This is a genomic window from Bacteroidota bacterium, assembly GCA_016722375.1.
In the GTDB taxonomy this organism is placed as follows: domain Bacteria; phylum Bacteroidota; class Bacteroidia; order Chitinophagales; family LD1; genus Bog-950.
Map to the genome: position 1 here is coordinate 165,602 of JADKJG010000004.1, position 21,679 is coordinate 187,280.

17 protein-coding genes and 1 tRNA gene are annotated in these 21,679 nt (G+C 42.1%); 9 read left to right on the forward strand and 9 right to left on the reverse strand.

What is annotated here, in order from left to right:
* Positions 1 to 10 precede the first annotated feature (10 nt).
* Both lysA and IPP77_06145 read right to left on the reverse strand, forming a co-directional pair.
* Positions 11 to 1,264, reverse strand: coding sequence for a diaminopimelate decarboxylase (lysA, locus tag IPP77_06140; protein MBL0309256.1), 1,254 nt, complete (start codon positions 1,262 to 1,264; stop codon positions 11 to 13).
* Positions 1,265 to 1,374: 110 nt separating this feature from the next.
* Entirely contained in the window at positions 1,375 to 2,097 is a 723-nt protein-coding gene (locus IPP77_06145) for a hypothetical protein (GenBank protein MBL0309257.1), read from the reverse strand.
* A gap of 154 nt (positions 2,098 to 2,251) precedes the next feature.
* On the opposite strand from IPP77_06145, the gene IPP77_06150 reads away from it, so the two are divergent.
* Positions 2,252 to 3,652 carry an FAD-binding protein gene (locus IPP77_06150; GenBank protein MBL0309258.1) on the forward strand — a complete coding sequence of 467 codons (1,401 nt, stop codon included), beginning with the start codon at positions 2,252 to 2,254 and terminating at the stop codon, positions 3,650 to 3,652.
* A gap of 160 nt (positions 3,653 to 3,812) precedes the next feature.
* On the forward strand, positions 3,813 to 4,949 hold the full coding sequence (locus tag IPP77_06155) for a T9SS type A sorting domain-containing protein (protein MBL0309259.1): 1,137 nt from the start codon (positions 3,813 to 3,815) through the stop codon (positions 4,947 to 4,949).
* 752 nt (positions 4,950 to 5,701) lie between these two features.
* On the opposite strand, the gene lpdA is transcribed toward IPP77_06155, so the two are convergent.
* The 3 genes from lpdA to IPP77_06170 all read right to left on the reverse strand — a co-directional run bounded on the left by lpdA (position 5,702) and on the right by IPP77_06170 (position 10,411).
* Positions 5,702 to 7,093 (reverse strand): dihydrolipoyl dehydrogenase, encoded by a 1,392-nt coding sequence (gene lpdA, locus IPP77_06160; protein ID MBL0309260.1) that lies wholly within the window; start codon positions 7,091 to 7,093, stop codon positions 5,702 to 5,704.
* A 123-nt stretch (positions 7,094 to 7,216) separates the two neighbouring features.
* Positions 7,217 to 7,891: an outer membrane lipoprotein carrier protein LolA gene (locus tag IPP77_06165; protein MBL0309261.1), complete on the reverse strand. Its 675-nt coding sequence runs from the start codon at positions 7,889 to 7,891 to the stop codon at positions 7,217 to 7,219.
* A 15-nt stretch (positions 7,892 to 7,906) separates the two neighbouring features.
* Complete coding sequence (locus tag IPP77_06170) at positions 7,907 to 10,411, reverse strand: DNA translocase FtsK 4TM domain-containing protein (protein ID MBL0309262.1); 2,505 nt, start codon at positions 10,409 to 10,411, stop codon at positions 7,907 to 7,909.
* 152 nt (positions 10,412 to 10,563) lie between these two features.
* Between IPP77_06170 and IPP77_06175 the strand changes: the two genes are divergently transcribed.
* A tRNA-Leu gene (locus tag IPP77_06175) sits at positions 10,564 to 10,645 on the forward strand.
* A 39-nt stretch (positions 10,646 to 10,684) separates the two neighbouring features.
* Here the strand turns inward: IPP77_06175 and IPP77_06180 are convergent.
* Positions 10,685 to 11,668, reverse strand: coding sequence for a D-alanine--D-alanine ligase (locus IPP77_06180; protein ID MBL0309263.1), 984 nt, complete (start codon positions 11,666 to 11,668; stop codon positions 10,685 to 10,687).
* A 145-nt stretch (positions 11,669 to 11,813) separates the two neighbouring features.
* On the opposite strand from IPP77_06180, the gene IPP77_06185 reads away from it, so the two are divergent.
* The 4 genes from IPP77_06185 to IPP77_06200 all read left to right on the forward strand — a co-directional run bounded on the left by IPP77_06185 (position 11,814) and on the right by IPP77_06200 (position 14,543).
* On the forward strand, positions 11,814 to 12,824 hold the full coding sequence (locus IPP77_06185) for an acyl-CoA reductase (protein ID MBL0309264.1): 1,011 nt from the start codon (positions 11,814 to 11,816) through the stop codon (positions 12,822 to 12,824).
* 18 nt (positions 12,825 to 12,842) lie between these two features.
* Positions 12,843 to 13,634: a hypothetical protein gene (locus IPP77_06190; protein MBL0309265.1), complete on the forward strand. Its 792-nt coding sequence runs from the start codon at positions 12,843 to 12,845 to the stop codon at positions 13,632 to 13,634.
* 492 nt (positions 13,635 to 14,126) lie between these two features.
* Positions 14,127 to 14,333 (forward strand): hypothetical protein, encoded by a 207-nt coding sequence (locus IPP77_06195; GenBank protein ID MBL0309266.1) that lies wholly within the window; start codon positions 14,127 to 14,129, stop codon positions 14,331 to 14,333.
* Positions 14,334 to 14,336: 3 nt separating this feature from the next.
* The gene (locus IPP77_06200) at positions 14,337 to 14,543 is read left to right on the forward strand and encodes a hypothetical protein (protein MBL0309267.1); all 207 of its coding nucleotides are present in this window, start codon (positions 14,337 to 14,339) and stop codon (positions 14,541 to 14,543) included.
* Between the two features lie 550 nt (positions 14,544 to 15,093).
* Here the strand turns inward: IPP77_06200 and IPP77_06205 are convergent.
* Both IPP77_06205 and IPP77_06210 read right to left on the reverse strand, forming a co-directional pair.
* The gene (locus tag IPP77_06205) at positions 15,094 to 16,746 is read right to left on the reverse strand and encodes an alkaline phosphatase family protein (protein ID MBL0309268.1); all 1,653 of its coding nucleotides are present in this window, start codon (positions 16,744 to 16,746) and stop codon (positions 15,094 to 15,096) included.
* Positions 16,747 to 16,870: 124 nt separating this feature from the next.
* Positions 16,871 to 18,169, reverse strand: a complete 1,299-nt coding sequence (locus IPP77_06210; GenBank protein ID MBL0309269.1) for an aminotransferase class I/II-fold pyridoxal phosphate-dependent enzyme — start codon at positions 18,167 to 18,169, stop codon at positions 16,871 to 16,873.
* 277 nt (positions 18,170 to 18,446) lie between these two features.
* Here IPP77_06210 and IPP77_06215 point away from each other — a divergent pair, with 277 nt between their 5' ends.
* Together IPP77_06215 and IPP77_06220 are read left to right on the forward strand one after the other, a co-directional pair.
* A complete protein-coding gene (locus IPP77_06215) occupies positions 18,447 to 20,738 on the forward strand; it encodes a PAS domain S-box protein (GenBank protein ID MBL0309270.1) in 2,292 nt (763 codons plus the stop codon).
* Positions 20,704 to 20,961: a hypothetical protein gene (locus IPP77_06220; GenBank protein ID MBL0309271.1), complete on the forward strand. Its 258-nt coding sequence runs from the start codon at positions 20,704 to 20,706 to the stop codon at positions 20,959 to 20,961. Before IPP77_06215 ends, IPP77_06220 begins: the two co-directional genes overlap by 35 nt.
* Before the next feature lie 45 nt (positions 20,962 to 21,006).
* On the opposite strand, the gene IPP77_06225 is transcribed toward IPP77_06220, so the two are convergent.
* A complete protein-coding gene (locus IPP77_06225) occupies positions 21,007 to 21,432 on the reverse strand; it encodes a hypothetical protein (protein MBL0309272.1) in 426 nt (141 codons plus the stop codon).
* Positions 21,433 to 21,679 lie beyond the last annotated feature (247 nt).

Sequence of the window (21,679 nt, forward strand, 5' to 3'; positions counted from 1 at the left end):
CTGGGCTCTGCTACACTGCTGCCAAACCAAATTCAGGTACTTCTATCTGATTCCTCAGTAAATCGTCTAAGTTTTCCCTTTGTCTTATCAAGTAATCCTTGCCTTGATAGATCATCACCTCCGCAGGACGGAATCGTGAGTTATAGTTGGAACTCATCGTGAATCCATAAGCTCCTGCATTTTGGAAAGCGACAATATCCCCTTCGCTCACCTCATTTAGTTTGCGGTCCCAGCCGAAAGTGTCGGTCTCGCAGATATAACCTACCACGGTGTAAATCCTTAATTTCCCTTCGGGGTTCGATACGTTGGTGATGTGGTGATAGGAATTATAAAACATCGGGCGAATCAAATGGTTCATGCCCGAATCAACGCCTACGAAAACGGTGGCTGTTGTCTGTTTGATGACGTTTACTTTCGTCAGAAAGGTTCCACTCTGGCTCACCAAGAATTTCCCCGGTTCAAACCACAACTCTAATTCACGACCATATTTTTTACAGAAATCTTTAAATCCTTCTGTGAGTTTGGCTCCCAGTTCTTTTACATCCGTGAAATAATCATCCGACTTGTAGGGCACTTTGAATCCGCTTCCGAAATCAATGAACTCTAAATCAGGAAAATGCTCGGCGGCTTCAAATAGAATTTGTGCAGCACGCAGAAACACATCTACATCCAGAATGTCTGAGCCGGTGTGCATGTGAATGCCGTTGACATGAATCTTCTCGCTCTTAATCACCCGCTCCAAGTGGCGCATCTGATAAATAGAAATACCGAATTTGGAATCTATATGCCCGGTAGAGATATTGATGTTTCCACCACCCATCACATGCGGATTGATCCGAATACACACCGGAACCGATGAACCATACTTATGGCCGAACTGCTCCAGAATAGAAATGTTATCAATATTGATCTGCACTCCTTCCTTCACCGCCATTTCAATTTCTTCCAGCGAAACACAATTCGGCGTGTATAAGATATCCTTTGGCTCAAATCCCGCACGAAGCCCCAACCATACCTCCTGAATCGAAACCGTATCAAGCCCTGCACCGAGGTTTTTTAAAAAGCGCATGACATTGATATTATTCAGTGCCTTGCAGGCGAACTTAATCTTGGTATTGGTTCCGCTGAAAGCATTCTTCAGGCTATTGTATTGATTTTCAATAATACCCGCGTCATAGACATACAAAGGGGTATCATACTTCTTGCATAAATCTTCTACGTCTATCCCGCCAATATGATAATGGCCTTTTTCTAATTGAATCATAAATGAAACCTGAAACGGATGCTATTGCCAAAATAGCGAGCATCCGTTTATTTGCTACAAATGTAATCGTAGTGAGAGAAAATGCTAATAATTTGCTAGAGGTAGGTTCTTTATTTCCCCTCACCCGTAGAAATATATTTTACCAAGCTGCGTTGGGCTATCGGGAGCATGGTTTCAGAGAGAGGGAAAGATTGCTTAAACTCGATAGCGTAAGTAGCAGGATTCGGCAAATGCGTATGCTGTCCCAAGAGTTGGTATTTCACTTTTTCATAGGTGTCGGTAATGCTGGTTTGATAATGAAACAGAAAGCTGGTATGAATACCCCGAAACTTTTCCTGTACATTTTCAAAAATTGAAATCTGGTAATAGTAAACGTTTACCATCTTTTTCAGGTAATCAGATAGGAAAAAGTACCCTTCGTCATTTCTGATCGGAATGATACCCACCGGAAAAACCTCTAGCTGTTCTTGCACTTCTTCATAGAGTTCTTTACCAATACCAATCTTTCCCTCAATTTCGGGGAGCGCAAACTCTACGATGGAATCAATCTCTTTAATCAGGTCTGAATCCTTCATTGATTCTTTATACTCTACCTTGAATTTTTCGAAATCGAGTCTGGAAATTTCTTTTGGAAATTCTTTAGCTACAGATAACTTTTGATCGCGCAGTATCCGAATGTTCTGATAGTGGTCAACAAGTTCAGAAAGACGGGGATAGAGTTTCTTTTCGTCGAAGTTTTTGCTCACCTGTTGTAAATAGGCGAGCAGGAGATATTTTTTGTATTCAAAATCCATCATCCCTTCGGTCAGCCAGTTTTGGTTCAATGTTTCCATAGCTTATGTACTTAGTTAAACGGAAAATAGGGAAGGAAGTTTTATCTCCACCTATCTTCTTAACACTTCTTTACCGATTTCCCTGTGTACAATCTTTATAATTGGTCATATCCATTATATTTTATTCTTCAAAAAACATAGCATCTTTGCTATGATGAGCTATAAGAAAATCGCGACTGAGGACTTAATCTATTTTACTTCTATTATCGGCAAGGAATTTGTTTTGACGGATGCTGTAAACATTGAAAAATACGGTCGAGATGAAACAGACGGTGTTCAATTTCCGCCTGAGGTAGTTTTAAAACCTGCGAACGCGAAAGAAATTTCTGCCATCCTGAAATACTGCAACGAACAACTTATTCCTGTTTCGCCCCGCGCCGCCGGTACCGGACTTTCAGCGAACAGTTTATCTGTTTATGGTGGTGTGATGCTTTCTATCGAACGATTGAATCAAGTTCTGAAAATAGATGAAAGAAACTTGCAAGTAATTACCGAACCGGGTGTAATCACCGAAGTACTTCAAAATACCCTACAAGAAAAAGGACTTTTCTATCCGGTGGATCCCTCGAGTCGTGGTACTTCTTTTATCGGTGGCAACGTAGCTTGCAACAGCGGCGGGCCTCGCGCAGTAAAGTATGGCGTGGTGAAAGATTTTGTATTAAATCTGGAAGTGGTGCTTGCTAACGGTGAAATTATCTGGACTGGTGCTAATACACTTAAAAACTCCACCGGATATAATATTACTCAACTGATGGTGGGCAGCGAAGGAACCCTCGGTATCATCACCAAAATCGTTTTAAAACTCTTGTCTTATCCCAAGTTCAACAACCTCATGCTTGCTCCCTTCAAATCAATGGACGAAGCTAGCGCGGCAGTAAGTGCGGTGTTCCGTGCCGGGATCGTTCCTTCTAGTATCGAATTTATGGAGCGGGAAGCCATTGAATATGTGATGAATTTTCTGGGCGACGTAACGGTTCCTTTATCGGATGAAACAAAAGCGACATTGTTGATTGAAGTGGATGGTAACGATATGGAAGTGATTCAAAAAGACTGCGAAAAGATTTATGAAGTGCTTTCACAGTTTGAAGTAGGAGATATATTATTTGCCGATAACGAAGCCCAGAAGGCAGACCTCTGGCGGATGAGAAGGAATATTGCTTACGCCGTGAAAAAGACCAATGTTACGGTGGAAGAGGACACGGTGGTGCCGCGTGCTGATTTGCCTGAACTATTGAAGCATATCAAAGAGGTAGGCAAGAAATATGATTTCAGAACCGTTTGTTACGGTCATGCAGGAGACGGCAATGTGCATGTGCGCATTCTGAAGGATCAGTTAAGTGACGAGGCTTGGAAAAATGAAGTGCCCAAAGGCATCCGCGAAATATTTGAGAAGGTGGTACAATTAGGCGGTACCATCTCCGGGGAGCACGGAATAGGGTGGATCCAAATTCCTTACATGGATATTAAGTTCAAACCTTCACAATTAGAGTTGATGCGAAATATTAAAAAGGTTTTTGACCCTAACGGAGTGCTCAATCCCGGAAAAATATTTTGAGGCTACAAAGGTGTTAGTAGTATTTTGAATTTAATCTTTCAGGTGTAACTTGAATTCATCAAAAACTATGCGTTATTCCTAAAATGCAGGTGGAAAGATGAGTGAATTGACCTTTTGTATAGAGAAGGTTTTTATTTTTATCCGACAAATTGAAAAGCAGATGAGAAATAGTTTACTTCGGATGAGCCTTTGTGTTATGGGATTGTGGATGAGTGCATCTATTCATGCTCAATCGGACTCTATTCTTTTTGAAGGTGGATACCGGAATTTTATTGTTCATCTTCCAACGGGGTACAATCCCTCTGTTTCCTATCCCTTGGTGCTTAGCTTTCACGGGCTGACTTCCAATGCTTTTCAACAACAGCTTTACACCGGTATGGATGCAGTGGCAGACACCGGTGGGTTTATCTTGGTTTACCCTAATGGGATTAACAGTTCTTGGAATGTGAATGAAGCTACAACGCCACATGACATAGATTTTACCTCGTCACTCATTGATAGCCTGTCCGCCAAATATTCTATAAACCCAGCTTGTGTTTATGCCTGCGGCATGTCGAATGGCGGCTTTTTTTCGTATCTATTAGCTTGTCGGCTGTCGCACAAATTGGCTGCTATAGCCTCCATAACCGGAAATATGCTAGCGAATTTTGAAAGCAATTGCACACCGGTGAAAGGAATGCCGGTGATGGAAATTCACGGAACTAGCGATCCGGTTGTTTCCTATAACGGTGGTAATGGTATCCTCTCTACTCCAGAAACAGTGAAGTGGTGGGTAGATAATAATCTATGCGACACGACCGCAATCGTTTCTTCCCTTCCGGATATTAATACTACCGATGGCAGTACAGTAGAAGTGTTTCGGTATTTGAATGGCAAAGATAACAGCGAGGTGGTTCATTACCGGGTAAATAACGGAGGTCACACCTGGCCAGGTGGAACCCTTGTGGTTCCATTTGTCGGCTCCACCAATATGGATTTTAGTGCAAGCACTACGATCTGGAACTTCTTTAAAAGTTATTGTTCTGTCATCAGTTCAACAGAGGAAGTAACGGAGAATTACAGAATGGATGTTTATCCTAATCCTGCGTCTTCCGGTTTTCAAATAAAACTTAGTGAACTGCCCCAAACGGATACTCACTTTGTAGTTTACGATGCATTGGGAAGAATAGTGATGCAAAAGATGGTAAATGAAGTTTCAACGCATATTCAACGGGGAACATTGAACCGGGGAATTTATTTTTGGCAATTGGAAAGAGTTGATAAAGTATTGAATAGGGGCAAGATAGTTTTGGAATAATGGTGAGATAGCAGGTGCTTCCGTTAATGAGTTTATACTTCGAAATTAGTATCTACTTTCCGGTTTCAGCAACTATATCTATTATTCTGTGTTTACCTTAACTTATTAGAATTGTTCTTGAGGGGCGAGTAGATGCCATCTGATGTAAACTACAAGTATTTGAATCCTTGTCTGCTGTGAGGTAGGCTTCATATTAAGCATTAGATAGGATTCCAGCTATAGTCTTTATCTTAATGATGATAGAATTCTAATAAACATAACCTTGTTATACCGGCCAAAATCATTTAAGGAATTGAATCATTTCTTTAAAGGATAAACACAAACCTTACAGCTTTTGATGTCATTCTTTCAGAGAATCTCCTTTTTCCTTAAGCAATTCCTACAATTCCTTAAAGAAAAGATGCTTTACTTATACGAATTGTGAATGAATCCTTAAGAGAAAATCATTTTTCCTTAAGCAAAAGAGACTTTCTCTTAAGGAATTGCTGCTATTCCTTAAGGAATAGGAGGATTTTATTAATGCAAAAACCAGCTATTTGGAGCAAAATGACGACAAAATGAGAGATTTATGATGAACTATCTATCGCCAGTAAAATGACAAAAACACTTATTTTGTCATTTTTGTTACAAAAAATAAGCGGTTTGAAGCTGGACCTATTGTATTTGTATTCAAACCAACCGAATTTGTGTCCGCTCGTCTTGAGTTCGGATTAGAAACTGGTTAATTAGAACTGGCTTCCTGCTATTCCAGATTAAATATGAATCACCTCACCGTATGCTGCCGCTGCGGCTTCCATGATCGCTTCGCTCATAGTGGGGTGTGGGTGAATGGACTTGATAATGGAGTGGCCTGTGGCTTCGAGTTTACGCGCCACTACTACTTCAGCAATCATCTCCGTAACATTGGCTCCTATCATGTGGCAGCCTAACCATTCGCCGTATTTAGCATCGAAGATGACCTTGACAAAGCCTTCCTTCGCACCAGCCGCGCTCGCCTTGCCGGAAGCAGAGAAAGGGAACTTGCCCACCTTCACTGATAAACCTTTAGCCTTGGCCTCTTCTTCGGTAAGACCGACAGAAGCCACTTCGGGGATGCAATAGGTGCAAGATGGTATGTTGTTGTAATCTATAGCTTCAGGATTTTTTCCGGCTATTTTTTCTACACAAGTGATGCCCTCAGCAGAAGCCACGTGTGCTAGTGCAGGTCCCTTGACAATGTCACCAATAGCATAAACACCCGACACGTTTGTCTTATAGAAATCATCTACTACAACCAGTCCTTTTTCGGTTTTCACCCCTACATCTTCCAAACCAATTCCTTCTATATTGGTTGAAATGCCGACAGCAGAAAGAACGATGTCACATTCTATCTTCTCGGTCTTTCCATCTTTAGCTTTGACAGTGGCGACGCACTTTGCACCTTTGGTATCTACGCTCTCCACCGAGGTGCCGGTCATGAGGGTAATGCCTTTCTTTTTAAAAATTCTTTCAGCTTCTTTAGAAATGTCTTTGTCCTCACGCGGCAGGATGGCATCCAAAAATTCTACGACTGTCACTTTGGTTCCGAGTGTTGCATAAAAATAAGCGAACTCCATGCCGATTGCTCCACTGCCTACTACGACCATGCTATCCGGTAGTTTTGGAAGATTCATGGCTTCGCGATAACCAATAATTTTTTTGCCATCTTGCTTAATGTTAGGTAGTTCACGACTTCGTGCGCCGGTTGCTAAAATAATATGCTTGGCTGCGTATTCTGTTTTCTTTCCGGCAGCATCGGTCACGTCCACCTTCCCGCCTTTTTTCAACTTACCGGCTCCCATGATGACATCAATTTTATTCTTCTTCATCAAGAACTGAACACCTTTGCTCATGCCATCGGCCACTCCGCGGCTTCGCTTAACTATAGCACCGAAGTCGGCTTTTGCTTCGCTGAGCGTAATTCCATAATCAGCGGCATGGTTGAGGTATTCAAATACTTGGGCAGACTTTAGTAGGGCTTTGGTAGGAATACAACCCCAGTTGAGGCAAATGCCTCCCAGATGTTCTTTTTCTACAATCGCTGTTTTCAAACCCAGTTGTGAAGCGCGGATGGCTGCTACATATCCACCGGGGCCACTTCCTATCACTATCAAATCGTAATTCATGTTTTTCTATTTTGGTTAACGGTTAACAGTTCAGGATGAAACAAAGAAGAATAGTATTTGATTCGAACGCCCAACTGAATCGGGGCGCAAATAAAAGGAAAGAATGATGAAATAGAAAACGGATTAGCGCAAATCAACCACCTTAATCCCGGGATAGTTTTTGGCATCAAAAACGAAGGTGCCATCCTTGATTGGTGTGTTAGGTGTTTGATGAGTTAGTTTATAGATGTAGCGGGTGCCGTTCTTCTCATAGATTTTTGTTTCCAGCACCTGAAGCGAGGTTTCGTCAATCGTTACATCAATCTTAAAATAACTTAGTTTCTTTCCTGAGGGGCTCATTTCAATCACCGTTGTGGCCTTGCCACCAACAGTTTTTTTCTCTCGGATGCTATACAGAAAACCTTCTTTATACAGGCTGAAGATTTTAGATGGAGAAAGCATATCGTCACTTTCCTCAAAGTAGTTTAACTGAACTTCTTTGTCTTTAATTATGTATGTCCAGAGGTTAATGCCATCACAAGTAATCTCTTGACCTTTCATTTCAATCTTAAACTTCTTTTGCTGAAGCAATACAGTACCGGATATGGTGTCGGTATATTTTCGATCGTCGTCTTGTGGTTTTAGCTTTGGATGAGCAATAATCAAGCGAAAGTCGGCGGAGATGTTCTTATAAGCCTCGTATTTGTTGCTGGCCTTTTTTAATAGTTCACCCGCCTCCGGGTCATTAGCCGGATTTGAATTCTGTGCGGAAATAAATGAAGAAAGAAATAGGAGTGAAGCAAAAAAAATAAGGCGCATGTATGATTTAGATGTTTATTCCTTCAACTTCTGCAAATACTGTTCCAATTCTGATTCCGTTCGGAATTTCACTTCCCGTGACTTCGTGCCGAGGTTATCACCCACAATACCAGCTTCTTGTAATTGGTCCATTAATCTTCCGGCACGATTATAGCCTAATTTTAATCTTCTTTGAATCAGCGAAGTAGAACCCATCTGGTTCTGAACTATCACCCGGGCAGCATCTTCAAACAGTTGATCACGCTCTCCTTCCAAAAAGAATTCATCGCCTTCTTCTTTAGAGTTTGGATCAATATATTCCGGCAGTTCAAAAGCAGTGGCGTAGCCTTGTTGATTAGAAATAAAGTCACGAACATGTTCAACTTCTGGAGTGTCAACAAATCCGCACTGCAAGCGAAGGGTATCGCTACCGACAGAAAGAAGCATATCCCCACGGCCAATCAACTGTTCAGCGCCACCAGTGTCGAGAATAGTTCTGGAGTCAATTTTTGAAGTGGTTTTAAACGCTATCCTAGCTGGAAAGTTTGCTTTGATTGTACCGGTAATGATATTCACAGAAGGTCTTTGTGTAGCTAATATAAGGTGAATTCCGATGGCGCGAGCTAACTGAGCCAAACGTGCAATGGGCATTTCCACTTCTTTTCCAGCGGTCATAATCAGGTCGGCAAACTCATCAATAACCAATACGATATACGGTAAAAACTTGTGACCATTTTGTGGGTTTAATTGCCGGTTTACGAACTTATGGTTGTACTCTTTTAAGTTTCTACACTGTGCTTTCTTTAACAAATCATAACGCTGATCCATTTCTATACAGAGTGCATTCAGCGTAGTGACCACCTTCTTGGTATCCGTGATGATAGAATCAACTTCACCGGGAAGTTTGGCGAGAAAATGTTTTTCCAAAGCTTCGTATAAGCTCAGTTCGACTTTCTTCGGATCTACGAGAATGAATTTCAACTGAGAGGGATGCTTCTTATAAAGCAGCGAAACCAGTATAGAATTAATTCCGACTGATTTTCCCTGACCTGTGGCACCCGCCATGAGCAGGTGCGGCATTTTGGCTAAGTCAGCTACATAAATTTCATTGCTGATAGATTTTCCTAGGCAAATCGGTAAATCGGCCGTAGTGTTTTGGAACTTTTCGGATGCGAGCAAGGAACGCATAGAGACAATCTCTTTGTGTGCATTCGGAACTTCGATACCAATAGTCCCCTTGCCGGGGATTGGAGCAATAATACGGATGCCTAAAGCGGCAAGGCTCAATGCAATATCATCTTCCAGGTTCTTGATCTTAGAAATTCTGACCCCCGGTGCCGGAACTATTTCATACAGCGTAACGGTCGGGCCGATCGTGGCTTTAATCTTTGATATTTCTATCTGATAATTATTCAGCGTGGAAATGATCTGTTTCTTATTTCGTTCTAGTTCTTCTCCATCTATCTTCACTTTATCGCTGCCATGTTCTTCTAGCAAATCCAGTCCTGGGAATTTATAATTCGACAAGTCTAAGGTCGGGTCATAGTTGGTACCCAGACCGCCCGTATTTGCTTCAACCATTGTTTCTTGCAGTATTTCCCCAACTTCTAGTTCCAGGTCTTCATCATCTTTTTTATTGCCGGTCAGTTCTTCTCCGGTATTCATGTCAATCACTTTAAATCCTTCGTCCAATAGTCCGTCTTGAGTTATTTCAAGGGTAAGTGGTTCTTTAACTTCACCGATATTGTCCTTACCGAAGATGTTTTCATCGGTATCTCTGAAGGCGGGAATAGCAGATGCCGGAACCATATTGGACTCTGCCGGCGTTTCCTCTTTCTTAAACATATTCAAGCCCTTCATCAAGAAATCAAAATTGATATTATACACCATCACTACAAAAAAGAGCGCACTAACGAGCAATAGCATCGCTACGCCCGCCGGTTTAAGCAAGCCGGTTAGGTAGCCTGTTTCTCCGGTCAGATAATTTCCAAAACCTCCTCCCCAACTCAATACGCTTTCGGCATAGATCAGATTATTGAGGAAAGCAAATGCGGAGGAGAACCATATAATCCCGATGAAAGAATAAATAGAAATCTTCCATGCCGGGAAAACCTTTTTCTGCATCAGCAAATTGACTCCGGCAACAAAAGTTACTACTATGAGTAGATAGGAGGATAGCCCGAAAAGGTTATGAATAAAAAGATGTGACAGCCAAGCCCCTAATCTTCCCAGAGCATTTTCAGTCTTTACCGAATTGTCCGCTAGCGTAGAGATTCCGCTATTGAGCATTTCGCTCTGATCATCGGAAACGGTGAAGAGATAGGAGGTGAAGGCGAAGGCTGTAATAAGTGAAAAGGAGAGGAGCAGCAAGCCTCCGACCTTTGATAAACGGCCATCATTCCAAAAGCGGGGTGTTGACTCTTTTTCTTCTTTTGCCTTCTTGCCCTTCTTTTCGCGGATAGGTTTAATAGTAGTATTTTCTTCCTGAACAGGTTCCTCCTTCTCCGTAGATACGTCTGGAGCCGCTTTTTTTTCTTTCATGGTTTAATATTGCGTACTAAGGTCTAAAGAACCCTTGTTGCGCCTATGTTATACAACGTCTTTTTATTCACAAATTGCGTGTCATTGTATAGTTTTTTTGGAGAAGTATAGTTTTGATATAGATTTGCGCTCCGTTTTAAAGACGATCACTTGCCGAAGTGGCGGAATTGGTAGACGCGCACGACTCAAAATCGTGTATCGCAAGGTGTGTGGGTTCGATTCCCACCTTCGGTACAAAAAGCAACCCTTTATGGGTTGCTTTTTTGTTTTGACTTAATCCCTCCCTATTGCTTCTTCCACCGAAATTTCAAATAATTCCTTCAAACTGATGCCCGCAGCACGCGCTTGTTGCGGCACAATGCTCTCTTCGCTGAGGCCCGGAACAGAGTTTACCTCTAACATAAAATATTCGCCCTTTCGGATGATGTAATCTATTCGCGCCATTCCTTTAAAACTCAAGCGGCGATAGATGGCTATAGAGGTTTGCTGAATCTCCTTTCCCAATTTATCATCAATCTCTGCAGGAGTAACTTCTTGTGAAAGCCCTTCATATTTCGCCTGATAATCAAAAAAAGAATTCTTACTTCTGATTTCCGTTAGCGGAAAAGCAATCACCTCTCCTTTGTGGGTGATGAGGCCGCAAGTAACCTCGGTTCCTGCAATGAATTCTTCAATCAAAACCTCGGTATCATATTTAAAGGCGTTTTCGATTGCGGGACTTAGTTCTGCTTCTTTCTCCACCTTGGCGGCGCCATAGCTCGAACCATTTTGATTTGGTTTCACAAAGAGCGGAAGCGAAAGAGAAGAAATGATTTGTGCAGCCTCCGGATTCTTTTCGTTCTTCCGAAGCAGCATGGCTTTGGCGGTCTTTATTCCAAATTGCGCGAGATAATCCTTACACCGAAGTTTGTCAAAAGTCAGGGCTGCTTGCAACACGCCACAAGCGTTATAAGGAATGTGCTGCATGTCAAAATAGCCTTGCAACTTTCCATCTTCTGCCGGAGTTCCGTGCAATGCGATGAACACCGCATCGAACTTAACCTTATTGCCGCTTATCGAAAAGCTGAAATCATTTTTATCAATCAAAATGCGTGTAGGATTATCGCGCTCTACCATCCAATCACCTCCCTCGATGATGATTTTATAGACGTTGTATTTATCCTTATCGAGGTGCTTACAAACTACCTCGGCGCTCTTGAGCGATATACCCCTTTCGCTGGCTTCCCCACCCGTAATGACGGCGATATTCTTTTTCATATTGATTGATGTATGGTTTAGATTTGATTAGATAAAGAAAATTCTTTCCAACGGTTGGCGGGCGATTATCTTTTCAACAAAGCGAACAATCCTATTTTCGTGCATGGAATTTTAGACAACCGCCATCCTTCGCCCATTTATCAATATGAACGACCGCATCAAATATTTAGTACAACTCGCCCAGCGCCTCCAATCTTCGGGTCAAATCAAAGGACTGATACAAACCGCCGGGCAAAAGAACACTTGGTTCGTTCCTCGATTTGTTCAACAAAGTCTGGATGCCATTATTCATCAAATGCTTGACGAACAAAAACTTCGTCAGTGGCTTTCGGCATATCAAATGAAGGATAGCAGCAAAACCATCGGCCTGATTATGGCGGGCAATCTGCCTCTGGTGGGCTTTCACGATTTCCTTTGTTGCTATGTGGCTGGTTGCGGAATGAAAATTAAACTGTCGTCGAAAGATGATGAGCTTTTTCCGGTGGTTTTCAATCTGTTGGCAGAAATAGATACGGGTTTGAAAGCTAAAGTGGAATTTGTTGAAACCCTGAAAGGCTTTGATGCCGTGATTGCTACGGGAAGCGATAATACCAACCGCTATTTTGAATATTACTTTCGTCCTTATCCAAAAATTCTTCGGCGCAATCGTAACTCGGTAGCTATTTTGAACGGCAAAGAAACCGATGCCCAACTGCATGACTTGGCTCAGGACCTCTTTCTGTACTTTGGCTTTGGCTGCCGCAATGTTTCCAAACTCTATGTGCCCACCAGCTATGACGTGCGCGTACTTTTTCCTCATTTCGCCGACTATAAATGGATGCATGAACACAATAAGTTCATGAATAATTATGATTATCAGCGCACTATCTTGATGCTCAACAAGCTGCCGCACTTGGCCAACGAGTTCATAATGCTTTGCGAAAATCCGGCTATCCCTTCTCCCATTGCTACATTGAATTATGAATTTTATTCGGAAGAAAAGCAATTACAGGAATTGCTTGATTTACATGCCGAAAGAATTCAGTGCGTTGTTTCGGGTGAACCGGCTAGGTGGAAGAGCCAATCTTCGGTTGCCTTTGGGCAGTCGCAACACCCGGAACTGTGGGATTATGCAGATGGAGTAGATACGGTACAATTTTTGATGGATTTAGGCTAAAACTATTATTGTCTTTTTATGGCGCATCAGTTATTTTTGGATTATCCAAATAAACCATCGGCTACGACGAGCAAATCAGAGACCGGTCATGTCATCAATATCTACAATTTCAAAAGGATTTATGATTGTTGCGTGAGTTACGGGGTGCGTTATCAACCCACCAATCCCAACATTTCGATTGTGAGTCTTCATAATTTATGGTTGGCCGCCGATGCACAAAATGAGGTGGTCAGTTCGGTGCTGGCGACTAGCAAAGCACATATCAACCAACGCGAGATTGCCTTTCAACCATTGTCTAAGTTGATTACGCGTGTTCAGAATTCTTTAAATGCTTCTGGGGCAAATGAGGAGGTCATCCGCGATGGCAAGGGATTGGCCAAACGGTTCAAACCGCAGCACCGGAAAAAGAAAAAGCAAACCGAAACCGACGAAACGGCTCCCGCAGATAAAGATTGGGTGAGCAACAGCCATCGTAGTTTTGTGCAGCAGGTGAATTATTTTGATCAATATATTGAACTGCTGAAAGTGGTTCCTGAATATGCGCCTAACGAAACCGATTTGAAGGTGGCGAGTTTGGAAGCGCTCTTAATTCAGCTCAAAGGCTTGAATGACAATATTGGTTTGACCGTCATCGCTCCCATACAGAATGCTCGGATAAGGAGAAACCATCTATTGTATGAGAAGGATACGGGCATGGTAGATATTTCGCTCAAGGTGAAGAACTATGTGCGCAGCGTTTTCGGCCCAAAGACCGACGAAGCCAGGTTGGTGACCAAAATCAGGATTAAAAGGTTCAAGCGAATGGCTTAATCGCCCAGCCTTGGGCGTGTTTTGATGGGAGAGGAGGGCACTTTGAACATATCTTAGGCTATTGTGTGTTGGTCTGATTCGATTGTTAATCTGTCTGAATACATTGTATACTTGTATCTCAATAATGTGTATCTATCTGATAATACAGTGTAATGCACTTTTAATAGTGTGTATGTGTATTTAAATATTGTGTAGTAGGCTATTTGATGTGTGTATATGTACAATCTAAAAGTGTATTTGTATTATTTGATTGTGTAAATATCTTCTATAAATGTGTATAGGTCTTATCTAATTGTGTATATGGCATAGGGGGATGTGTAATTATAGGGTTTAATTATTGGGAAACATGTCGGGGCTTTGGGAAAGCTTGTTTCATCCTCTTCAAAATCCCTTAATTGTTTGTCGGGATAATAGATAGAAGAGGAAAAGAAGGGGGAGAGTTTCTTCTACCAAAAGATAGTTCCTACGGAACTTGATGTGCGTTCTTCATGAATGATACGCTATCTTGGTCTTCAACTCGTAGGGTTGATGCCTTTGGTAGATACGATGGCCTTCAGAATTTCAAATCTCGTAGGGATGAACGATGAGAATATATCTTCGGATCAGGTACTTGCCGTCCGCCCCGATGGGGCTTGTAACAGTGGGATTATCCTTTTCTACCAAAGGGTAGTTCCTACGGAACTTGATAGCTGCCATTAATGAATGTTGCTTTATCTTGTGTTTCAACCCGTAGGGTTGATGCTTTTGGTAGATACGATAACCTTCAGAATTTCAAATCCCGTAGGGATGAACGAAGAGAATATATCTTCCGATCAGGTACTTGCCGTCCGCCCCGATGGGGCTTGTAACAGGGGGATTATCCTTTTCTACCAAAGGGTAGTTCCTACGGAACTTGATAGCTGCCATTAATGAATGTTGCTTTATCTTGTGTTTCAACCCGTAAGTTGATGCCTTTGGTAGAACGAAGAAGACTACAAAAGTTTTAGAAACTTTTGTAGTTTAGAAAAGAGGGGGCTTATCTTTCCTGCCAAAAGATAGTTCCTGCGGAACTTGATGTGCGCTATTTATGAATGATACGCAGTTCTGGTTTTCAACCCGTAGGGTTGATACCTTTGGTAGAAAAACAAGCATCCATTTACCTAATCCCGTAGGGATGAACGATGATTGAAGCGGCAAAAAGGATTAGAACTGTGTCACCGTTCTAGGTTGGACGAAGCGTGGACGGGAGGGTGCGGCAGGGATAGAACGGAAATCCTTTTTCCGCCTTTATCAGCGGGAAAAGATTGGAGTGAAAGCCCGGCTGCCGCCCAAATAATTTTAAAGAATTAGGAAGGGAATGTGTTTAGCGAATGTGGGTGACGTTGTCTTGTTTCAATGCCATCAGGGTTATAGCCTTTGGTTGAAAACCAATTATCCATCTAACTTATCTTGCAAAGGATGAAGGATGAAAACCTGAAAATTACCGCTCCAACAACGGTAAAATTACCTTTCCGATAGAGCCGTTTGGTTCTTGGATATGCAACAGGGCGGCCAGGGTGGGGGCGATGTCGGTCATGTTGACCGGTACAAATGTTTTGCCTTGGGAAACGTTCCATCCGTACCAAAGCAAAGGGATGTGGGTGTCATAAGGATAGACCGTTCCGTGGGTAGTGCCTTGGGGGAAATCATCGAGCCACGCGGGCTGATAAATGATTTGTATATCGCCACAGCGTTTGGGATTAACTCCGTTGGCGACAATGCTTTTGAGGTCGGGTTGAAGGTTGGACGCGGCGAGGTTATCGAGATCCACCACGTTGGCCACAGATTGCCACTTCATCAAATCGTCTTTAATAATGGTATAGATTTTTTCGCGAGAAATACCTTTTTCTTTGATGAGGGCGTGGTTGAGATAGACCTGCATATTCTCAAAATATTCTACCCAGTTGCCCTCACCCAACTCGGCGCGCAGCGCCTGATTGACTTCTTGCTTTACGGAATCGGGAATGAGCACGCCTGCGGGAATTTTTTTGCTTTTAGCGAAATCAGCAGCATGAGCAGCGCCGTGGTCGGCGGTCAGAAAGAGCAGGTAATTATCCTCGCCCACTTTATCATCCAAAAATTTGAGAAACGAAGCGAGCTCCCGATCCAGACGGATGTAGCAGTCTTCTGCCTCAATACTATTTGGGCCAAATTGATGACCGATATAATCCGTTGAAGAAAGGCTGACCGCCAGAAAATCTGTTGCGGCACCGTGCCCCATAAGTTCTGCTTCGATGGCGGCTTTGGCAAAGTCCAAGGTTAAATTGTTTCCGAAAGGAGTAGCAGAAATAATTCCCGGAGTGGATTTGACCAGTTCTTTCAGATTATGGGTAAAGACTGGTTTGGATTCGCCTTTGTAGGGGCGTTCAAACAATTCATCATCACCGGTGCTTTCCCAATAACGTGCGATGGGGAGAACCGTACTCCAGTTTTGCTGAATATAGGTGGCTGCCATTTTTTTTGCGTTAAAATCCTTGACCCAAGATGGTAGGGATTTCATGTAATAAGAAGAAGAAACAAAATTGCCGGAAGAGCCATCGAGCATATATGCGGCATCGGCAGTATGGCCGCCGGGCAAGATGGAACTTCGATCTTTCAGCGCAATAGCGATGGTCTTGGATTTGAAATTGGTGGCGAGTTTCAACTCGTCGGTAATAGTAGTGGTTAGTAAATTTCGCGGCGAAACGTTTCCTTTTATCTGACCGGTACCGATGATGGATTCTGAATTATCTAATACACAATAAATCCGTTTTTTAGAAGGGCGGTCGTACCAATCGTTGCCCACGATGCCGTGTATGGCGGGCACGGAGCCGGTGTAGATACTGGTATGGCCTACGGCGGTGTAGCTGGGGAAGTAATTGATGTGGGTGTTTTCGCAACTCAAACCTTCGCGAAGCAATCTTTTAAACCCATCGTTGCCATACTTTTCAGCATAACGATAAAGATAATCCCAGCGCATCTGGTCCACCACCAAGCCGACGACCAGTTTAGGTCGCGGATTTTCCTGATCATCTTCCGTAGTTTGTGCTGTGAGGAAATGAGTGAAATTTATAAACAGGAAAAGCAGGGCAAGAGTGCGAATCGGATTTTTCATAAGATGTTTTGAAGCGTTAAAAGTAATGTTTCAGACTTATGATATAAGGGCTACTGACATAGGGACAAAAAAAATCCCGCCGGATAAGGGCAGGATTCTCTGGTTAGGATTAGGGGAATGGATGCTACGCAATTTTTCTGCGCTCGTAAGGTTGAGCAAGAATATCTTGGTTTGGAGTCGAGATACCAAAGTCTTTATAAATCTCTTCCAGAGAATAGTTCTCTTCTTCCAAAATACGTGGAAGGGCTTCGGCAATAGTTCCGAGAATGCCTTCTATATCTTTCAATGTATTGTGGTTGGTGACGGTAATGCGCAAACCGGAATTTTTCATTGGCACCGCAGGAAATACTGTATTCATACAATAATATCCAGCATCCATCAACACGTGAGAGAGTTTGTAGTTCACTTCTTTTTTGCCGATGGCTACGAAGAAGATAGGGGTCATTTCTTTCTGTATCACCGGGATACCAAATCGAGCGGCTGTTTGAGTGAAGTAGAAGATGCGTTCAAACAAATTATCTTGAAGTGTTTCGATTTCATCGCTCAGGTGAATTTTGGCAGATGCTATGCTGGCGCCCAGAATGGCAGGTTGTAGCGGACCGGAGAAAATACTCGGGCTGCTGGCATTGCGCACTAATACTTTTTGTTCTTCGTCATAGAAGGAGAGTAGGCCACCGCAACTTCCAAAACCCTTGGCGAGCGAGGAGGTTACAATCATGCGCGGGTGGTAAGGGATTTTAGATAAAACATATCCGCGTCCGTGCTTGCCACTCCAACTCATGCCGTGAGCGTCGTCAACGTATAAATGGAACTGTTCGTATTTATTCAGTAGTTCATAAATCTCGCCGAAAGGGGCGACATCACCATACATGGAATAAACACTGTCGGCCATATACCATACGCGGTTATAATTCTGACGAAGTATCTGGATGCGTGTTTCTAAATAATCAAGACGGTTGTGTTTGATGATTTCGGTATGCACTCCATCCGGTTTCACCATTTGCACAGCATTCTTCACGCTATTATGCACCTGTTGATCCATGATGATGGCATCGTTTTCATCCATGATGGTGGGGATGATAGCAATATGCCCCAAGCTGGTAGTTGGTGCCAGATAAACCGGTTTACCCATGATGTCGCCCAACAAACCCTCGATCTCTTCATACATACCCATAGACACCGTCATGCGCGAGCTAGAGAATTGAGTTCCGTATCTTTTTACAGCATCTATCGCTGCCTCTTTCATCTTTTCGTTGGTCTCTAAACCAAGGTAGCTGCATGAACTGAAGAATTTGTATGGCTTACCCTTCACGGTAATTATTCTGCCATCAAACTGCTCATCTTCTGTCATTAAATGATAGAAGCCTAGTTCCTTTCCTTTGGAAGCATGTTGGTTGATGATTTCGATGAACTCTTTTTTCATAATGAATGAGGGGTTAAATGATTATTAATAGATAAACGGTTTAGTTATAACTCTTTTTTTGAACGGAGGCTACCGGTTGATTTTTTTTAAAGAACGTTGCCTTACGAATCCAAAGATGTAACGATGAGTTACATTTATATAAAGCCGGAAGTGATAAATAATCACAGAGATGTTTGCATTGTCCACTAAATTGTGCTTGCATTCTATTTATATTTGAACCAAAAGAATCTTCTGGTTAAAAGGATTATACGTTTCTTTCGGTTGGATGCATATTGGAATGAAAGGATCATTGGCTTCCCTGACGTTCATGATGTATGCCGTTGGTAATCTGATAGAGATTATCAACTCTCCTACGCATACTACTACTGACCCGCCGATAGTCTGGGGCACCGGTACGGTGTTGAGCATCGTTCTCTTGATTATCTCTTTTACCAAATACCGGAAATACACTTCGTTAGTTTTCAACGTGTTGGTTTATTTTGTCAACTTCAACCTAGTGCTGGGATTTGCCGCCAGTGCTCGTATTCCTGATGAGGCATCTAAAGTATATCAAGAATCCTTCTACCTATTTGTCTGTTATGCCGTCTTTTTTGTAACCAGCCAGATGCTGGACTCCCGCAGGGAATTGATTGCTATTTCAATTTTTGAGTTTTCCATCTTTGCTATTGCAGTATATATAAACCGAGATTACAAACCGATACTTTTACATCCGGAACAGATCCTGATGTTCGTGTTTGTGTTGATTGGAAATTTCAGTAACGGTTTATATCGAATGCGGCTGACCCAAATTTCGGGTGGCAGCGCGATCCAGTTTAAATCTATCAGCGAAAGTGCACGAGATATTCAAAGTATCGTGGATACCGATTTTAATTTGGTTTACATCAACCCATCCATTCAAGAGTTGAGCGGATTTAAGTTTTCAGATTTGAGCGGTAAAAACTTTCAAACATTGGTAAATACGGAGGATCATGAAAAGGTTTTAAAGGCTTTAGAAGCGATAAAATTAAGCCCCGAAGTGAAACAAAGTATTGAATACCGGATTACTTCTATCGGAGGAATTGATATATGGGTTGAAAGTATTTTCAGCAGTTTCCGGCAAGAGAAGAGTGATACGATTAAACTCATCTTCATTGAAACCCGTGATATTGAAGTGCGCAAGAAACTCGAGGCTGAAATTCACCAACAGTTGGAAGTGGAAGAAATGCTCATTAAATTTTCTAACCAGTTTATTAATGTAGAAAGATCTGAAATACAGCGGAGTATCAATTCAGCGCTGGGTGAATTTGGTCATATGCTGCACGCCGATGCGGTATTGGTTTACCATACTCACGGAAAACTACAGGATGAGTTTCTTTCCACCAACCAGTGGTTTTCTGATAGTAGTCAGGAACTGAAAGATCATTTTAATCTTACCATTAGAATTCACCAGCAATTATTGATTTTCCTTCGCTCACTTCGCGGAGATAAGTCGTCACATGGAAGTTATTTTTCCACAGATAAATTATATGAAATACAAGCACTCAAGCAACTAGATGTTTCGGATAAACGGTTTTATATCATTCCATTGCAAAGTGGCAACATCGTGAATGGCTTCGTGATATTTGTATTTGATGAAAGTACCTATGAGAATCAGTCGAGTTTCTTTGGATTGATTGGCAACATGGTGTCAAATGCCTTTACGCGCCTACGAACTGAAATCCGTTTGCACGAGGCGCAAATGACCAATGAATCTATTCTTCGGGCGTTACCTGACTGGCTTTATATTATCAACAAGGAAGGGGCATTTACCGGAACCAATAACTATTCCACACTTCCTGATTATATCCCGGACTATGGTTTGATAGGAAGAACCTTTAGTGAGCTGATGCCCGATGCTATTGCGCAGCAATTTAGTTCTGCATTGAATGAAGTGATAGATACCGAAATTGCTTCCTCGTTTGAATATCAGGATAAAACCATCCATCAAGGGCGATTCTTCAAGGTGATCATTGCACCGTTCAAAGTCAAGGAGTATCTGATTATTATCCGTGATATTACTGAATTGAAAGAGGCGCAGGAGGAGTTAATTACAAAAGCCAAAAATCTGGCGAAATCCAACAAGGAATTGGAAGAGTTTGCCTATATCGTGAGTCATGATATGAAGCAACCCATTCGCACGGTTATTTCTTATCTATCTCTGTTGAAGAGAAAGCATTTGGACCAGCTAACTCCGGAAGCGCAGGAATTTGTCAACTTCTCTATAGACGGAGCAAACAAAATGAGCGACCTGATTCGTGACATTTTACAATATTCTCGTCTTGACCAGCAGATCGAACTGATAAGCGGTAACATTCCGCTTAACTCTATTGTAAATAAAGTATTGAAAGGCCTTCATGAAAATATTGTGTCCAATAATGCTACGGTTACGTTCGATGAACTTCCAATGGTGAGCGGTAATGAAACGATGCTGACAGAATTATTCCAAAACCTAGTTGAAAATGGGATTAAGTACAATCGGTCTGAGAAAAAGACTGTTAACCTTCGAGTGGAAGATAATGGTGATTTTTGGAAATTCCTCTGCTCGAGATAACGGTATTGGCTTTGATCAACAGTATGCTTCACAGATATTTAAGATTTTCAAACGACTACATACCGATAGTGAATTTCAGGGAACCGGAATAGGCTTGGCAGTCTGCCAAAAGGTAGTGGAAAAGCATGGAGGTGAAATTTGGGCTGAATCTGAAAAAGGGGTGGGTACCACTTTCTATTTCACGTTACCCAAGAGCAAAGAAGCAACGCTTACTGAGAGCTGAATCGTTAAACTGCTATAAGTTATTAACCGAAAAGGATAATAGAATTTAGTCCCACTTGTCGCGGTCAGTGCGGTCATCTTCGGCAGCATCCAAATATGGATTGCGCTGCTTTTCGTTCATTTCAAGACCTTCGCGGTTTTGTCGCTCTAAAGTCCATGAATCGGTTAAACTGGTTTCAATCCAGAGTCTGCCCGATTTGCGAAATATCTGAGTGGATAAACCGAATTTTTCCCAAAGTTCGGATTCCACTTGCGCCACGGTATTTTCTGGACTGATATACAAGGCCCCCTCGTTATGAACTTTACGACAGGTTCCAAGTGTTCGTTCCGAAGAATAGATGGTTGATTTTGCTGAGGGGGCAGCTACAGAATGAGGAGTATTGAAAAATTCAAGTTTCAAAAATGGAAACTCAAGGTTAAACTCCTTTTGAATATCCAAAATGGTTCTTGAATCTTTGATTAGTATTTCCATAGTCATAAACCTCTGTTTTCTCTCTCTTTTTTTTAATTAATGCGCTACACCTTTTTTTGAAAAACTAAATCGTCCTACCTCCTTCTGTAACTCCTTTATTGCAAACCTCTAATTACATGAATGAATTATACTTCCGCTTCTCCTAATTGTTTCTTTCAATTATAGCTTGCGCAAATGTATTTGCTTGTAGAGTCTATTAACATGATAAACAACATTTATCGTTTATGACTTTCATCATAATTATCAC